The organism is Streptomyces sp. NPDC058964 (assembly GCF_042741275.1).
Lineage (GTDB): Bacteria > Actinomycetota > Actinomycetes > Streptomycetales > Streptomycetaceae > Streptomyces.
Map to the genome: position 1 here is coordinate 1 of NZ_JBHYKH010000884.1, position 1,950 is coordinate 1,950.

At 69.7% G+C, this 1,950-nt stretch carries 1 protein-coding gene and 1 pseudogene; both read left to right on the forward strand.

The window, feature by feature from the left end; translation table 11 throughout:
* Positions 1-24: 24 nt before the first annotated feature.
* Positions 25-1,230, forward strand: a pseudogene (locus ACFW2E_RS45975) (AMP-binding protein); the annotation flags it as partial.
* Positions 1,219-1,950: condensation domain-containing protein (locus ACFW2E_RS45980; protein ID WP_384477906.1), on the forward strand; the 732-nt coding region annotated here is incomplete at its 3' end. The pseudogene ACFW2E_RS45975 and the gene ACFW2E_RS45980, both read left to right, overlap by 12 nt.

Sequence of the window (1,950 nt, forward strand, 5' to 3'; positions counted from 1 at the left end):
ATATAAAAATACGGCTCCACAGGACGCACAAAGGGAGTCATAATAGAAAAACACGCCCTGGCCACCTACCTCCACCGGGCCCGCAGGACATACACCGCCATGAACGGCGACACCGTCCTGCACTCCCCCCTCGCCTTCGACCTCACCATCACCGCCCTGTGGACGCCTCTCACCGCAGGCGGAACCGTCCACCTCACCAGCCTCGAAGAGACGGTGGCACAGCCGACTCTCATCAAGGCCACCCCCAGCCATCTCCCCCTGCTCACCACCCTGCCGGAGACGGCCTCCCCCTCCCACACCCTCATCCTGGGCGGCGAGGCACTGCACACCGACCACCTGACGGCCTGGCGGACCCAGCACCCCCACGTGCAGGTCATCAACGCCTACGGACCCACCGAATCCACCGTCAACATCACCGACCACCACCTCGACGGCACCGAAGACGGCCCCGTCCCCATCGGACGGCCCTTCGCCAACACCCAGGTCTACGTACTCGACGCCGCCCTACGCCCCGTACCCCCCGGCATCACAGGAGCGCTCTACCTCGCCGGAGAACAACTCGCCCGCGGCTACCACGCCCGCCCCGCCCTGACTTCCGAACGGTTCGTGGCCAACCCCTTCGGCAACCCCGGCACCCGGCTCTACCGCACCGGCGACCTCGCCCACTGGAACCACCACGGCCACCTCACCTACGACGGCCGCACCGACCACCAGATCAAACTCCGCGGCCACCGCATCGAACTCGGCGAAATCGACACCACCCTCACCACCCAGCCCGGCATCACCCAGGCCACCGTCCAACTCCGCGAAGACACCCCCGGCGACCAACGACTCGTCGCCTACGTCGTCGCCACCCACGAATACGACGAGAACACCCTCCGGGACGCAGTCGCCCACGCCCTTCCCGACTACATGCGCCCCACCGCCTACGTCGTCCTCGCCGCCCTCCCCCTCACCCCCAACGGCAAACTCGACCGCAAAGCCCTCCCCGCACCCACCTACACCCCCACAACCACCACCGGACGAACCCCCCGCACCCCCCGCGAAGAAATCCTCTGCGGCCTGTACGCCGAGATCCTCGGCGTGGGTGACGTGACGATCGACGACAACTTCTTCGACCTCGGCGGACACTCCCTCCTCGCCACCCGCCTCGTCAGCCGCGTCCGCAGCACCCTCGGTGTCGAGCTGCCGATCCGGCAGCTGTTCGAGACGCCGACCGTGGCGGGACTCGCCGACGCCCTCGACACCTCCGGCACCGTCCGCACCGCACTCACCGCGAAGCCGCGTCCCGAGCGCATCCCGCTCTCCTACGCCCAACAGCGCCTCTGGTTCCTCCACCAGCTCGAAGGACCGTCGGCGACCTACAACACCGTGCTCACGCTGCGTCTCGACGGCACACTGGACGTGGAGGCCCTGCGCGCGGCGATCGGTGAGGTCGTCGCCCGGCACGAGAGCCTGCGCACGGTCTTCACCGAGGACGAGCAGGGCGCGTACCAGATCGTGCTGCCCGTCGAGGCCGCCGCGACGCCCTTCACGGTCGTCGACGTGTCCGAGGAGGAGGTCGCGGACCGGGTGGCGGAGGCCGCGTCGTACCCCTTCGACCTGACGGCAGACCTGCCCGTGCGGATGCGGCTCTTCCGGGTGTCGGAGCAGGAGCACGTCCTGTTGCTGCTGGTCCACCACATCGCCAGCGACGCCTGGTCCCGCACCCCGCTCGCCCAGGACCTCACCGCCGCCTACACCGCCCGTCGCGCCGGCGACGCGCCCGCTTGGCAGGCGCTCCCCGTCCAGTACGCCGACTACGCGCTCTGGCAGCGGGAGGTTCTCGGCGACGAGGCCGACGCCGACAGCGCGGCCGGCCGGCAGCTCGTCCACTGGAAGGAGCGGTTGGCCGGGCTGCCGGAGCAGCTGGAGCTGCCCACCGACCGGCCCCGCCCGGCCGTCGCGGAC